Source organism: Nitrosomonas marina, assembly GCF_900111605.1.
Lineage (GTDB): Bacteria > Pseudomonadota > Gammaproteobacteria > Burkholderiales > Nitrosomonadaceae > Nitrosomonas > Nitrosomonas marina_A.
The window spans coordinates 1-2,846 of the sequence record NZ_FOIA01000070.1 but is presented as its reverse complement, the minus strand read 5'-3'; the positions used below and the strand labels follow the sequence as shown (position 1 = coordinate 2,846).

The window sequence follows — 2,846 nt, the reverse complement described above, 5'->3', positions numbered from 1 at the left end:
ATCGCGGTTCAGGCGTGTTTCATGTCCCGTCCAGTGACCGAGTTCATGCAAGGCTGTAGCGTAGTAGCGATCCGGTGTTTCAAACTGGTGTTTGTGCGGCAGGTGTATGCGATCAGTTACTGGCCGGTAAAACGCCCGGTCATATTCGCCGTGTTCAATGGCGGCAATGGATGCTTGTAGGATTTGTTCTGCACGCTCAATTGGATTCCAGGTGGGTGGATCGATGGTCAGTTCCGTCAGGTTGTCGATCTGTTCGGCATTAAATACGGACGCATAAAACACACGCGGACGTTCAAGCTTGACGGTCTCCTTGACAGGCTTGCCGTCACTATTGAGTACCGGATTGCCGTTATCCTCTTTCCTGATACGTTCATCGGTAAATTTCCAGTATTGAATCCAGGTGCTTTTTTCACCTTTACGCACCTGTGCACCTAAATCGGTAGCCTGTTTATAGGTCAGCCAGCGTGGATCGGCATAATCCTGGCTCATCAGATACAAGGCATTAATGCCCCGGTAGCGTTTTTGGGTGGTTGGGTTATGCGGAAACGATAACAGCGGATCACCAGGTTGCCATGGTTTTTGCCATGGGGCTGTGCCTTGTTTCAGTTGTGCAATCAAACTTTCAGCAACTTGTTCATGGTAGGCTTTTCTGGATTTGTCCATGTTATTGCCCTCCATCAGTAGATTCCGGTTGATCGATACTGCTATCCAGTGCTTCAACTTCACTCAATGTGTCTTCTTTGAAGGCGCCGAGCAGCCCCGCTTCCTCGGGATCAAACTCAGCCTGGAACCCCGGTATTTGTGCATCAACCAGCTTTTGCGCTATCAACTGATGTTTCATCTCCCGGTCATTCAGACCGGTATCAGGGATATCAGGCATATCAAATTTCATGTCATCATCTGCAGAATTATTCATGGCAATAACTCCTCTTGAAGATTGAAGGTAACAACAGGACGCACCACATGCACAATCTGTGTGCGGTCGATGACGCCAAAGTAGCGTGCGTCAAATGAGTGGGGGTTCAGGTCGGATAACAACAAGTACTCGGACTCAGCGAGTACCTCATTAAAACGGTATTGTGGCAAAGTGGCGCCATAGGCATCGGTAGATAGCGGTGCACTGTTCGGTAACCTTTCTCCGTTGACGCTAATACCGGTTTCATCAATCAAAACCGTATCGCCAGCAACCGCATGTACCCGTTTGAGTAATTGACCGTAACCACTAGGACAATCTCCCGGATTGATATAGCCTCTGGCTAAGGCCAACTCAAACACATCGCTTTGTGGCGGACAGAACGCAACATATGCGCCTTTTAAAACCGGTTCATCGACAATCCGGTACAAACCCACCGGCAGACTTGGTGTAGTGTTGATATAAAACCCGCCAAACCGTAAGACAATACTCAGCACAAACAGGCTGATACTGATTGCCAGCACGAAAATAGCCAGGATTCTGAGCGGCTTTTTCATGGTCAAAATCCTGAAGTACCAGAATCAGTGCTATTGAAAGAACCTGACAGCCGGTCGCTTGATAGTGGTGGATCAACTTTCGCACGTGCGGCAAACACTTCATCTTGGAAGTACAGCGGCTGTACGCCATAAATCGCTGGATATCCGGCAACATAGATAATCATGTCACCCGGTTTTGTAATTCTACCGCTTGCATCTTTGGTGGCGCCTGGCAGGCGCATGCACTCATCCGGTGTCAATAAAGCACGTTGTGTTTCCTGCAAAGTGCGTGTGACATGGCCATGCATCATCGATGATCTTCGGCCACTTGTCGTGATCTGTTCCTTGATCACCGTGGTCTGGCCGGTCAATTTGGATAAGTGTTCTGCAGTTTCTATGCGGTTGGGCGCGAACGCTGTCTGGATATGACAGTTCGAAGTAATCGCTTCATCATGGCCGTAACCGGATTCCCGGCTTTTAAGCTGATTGATGTCCTGACAGATCAGATACGCCTTGATACCGTAACCGGCGATAAACGCCAAAGATTCCTGAAAGATTTCCAATTTACCCAAACTTGGAAACTCATCGAGCATGAGCAGCAACCGGTGTTTGTAATGCGTAACCGGTTCGCCATTTTGAAACGCCATCTGACCGGCCAATTTTCTGACAATCATATTGATAAGGATACGGATTAGAGGGCGCAGGCGCGATTTATCATTGGGGTGTGAAACAATATAGAGACTGACAGGGTTATTCTGATGCATTAAATCGCGGATACAAAAATCCGAATCACTGATATTGTTTGCCACAATTGGATCGCGATACAAAGCCAAATACGATTTTGCAGTCGATAACACAGAACCGGCTTCTTCTTCTGGCCTATCCAGCATATCTTTGGCACTGGCCGCGATAACCGGATGCGCGTTACCATTTTCCGGCATGATCATTTCCATCCACAATTCTCGGATATCACGATCGGGATCGGACAATAACGCATCGACAGCCGGTAGTGTTGCCGGTGTGCCATCTTGCTCAGATTTATACAGCACATGCAAAATTAAACCTACAAGCAAAGCATGTGCAGTCTTTTGCCAGTGCGTTTCCAACCCCTTGCCGTCAGGATCGACAATTAAATTCACCAGGTTTTGCACATCAGCAACTTCGGTGCTACTACCGATGATAATTTCATCAAGCGGATTCCAGTGACAGCTTGAATTAGATGCCGGATCGAAACGCAGTACGTTGTTTTTCGCATAGTGCTTGCGCCAGCCTGCAGTCAGTGCCCAAAGCTCACCCTTGAGATCGGTTATGACAGTACTTTGTATCCATGACAACAAGGTCGGAATCACCAAACTCACGCCTTTGCCCGAACGTGTCGGTGCAAAACACAATACATG

Annotated in this window: 4 protein-coding genes; all 4 read right to left on the bottom strand. The window is 48.1% G+C overall.

The window, feature by feature from the left end; translation table 11 throughout:
• A partial coding sequence (locus BMY62_RS15680) for an ArdC family protein (RefSeq protein ID WP_143058847.1) occupies window positions 1–663 on the bottom strand: 663 nt, incomplete at its 3' end.
• A gap of 1 nt (window position 664) precedes the next feature.
• Window positions 665–916 (bottom strand): hypothetical protein, encoded by a 252-nt coding sequence (locus tag BMY62_RS15675; RefSeq protein ID WP_256207668.1) that lies wholly within the window; start codon window positions 914–916, stop codon window positions 665–667.
• Window positions 913–1,470 (bottom strand): conjugative transfer signal peptidase TraF, encoded by a 558-nt coding sequence (gene traF / locus BMY62_RS15670; RefSeq protein WP_090662179.1) that lies wholly within the window; start codon window positions 1,468–1,470, stop codon window positions 913–915. Before traF ends, BMY62_RS15675 begins: the two co-directional genes overlap by 4 nt.
• Window positions 1,471–1,472: 2 nt before the next feature.
• Window positions 1,473–2,846 (bottom strand): type IV secretory system conjugative DNA transfer family protein (locus tag BMY62_RS15665; protein ID WP_090662176.1); only part of this gene is annotated, 1,374 nt, incomplete at its 5' end.

Coding starts and splice junctions, on each gene's coding strand:
- traF (WP_090662179.1), bottom strand. CDS start 1,470: ATGAAAAAGCCGCTCAGAATCCTGGCTATTTTCGTGCTGGCAATCAGT.
- BMY62_RS15675 (WP_256207668.1), bottom strand. CDS start 916: ATGAATAATTCTGCAGATGATGACATGAAATTTGATATGCCTGATATC.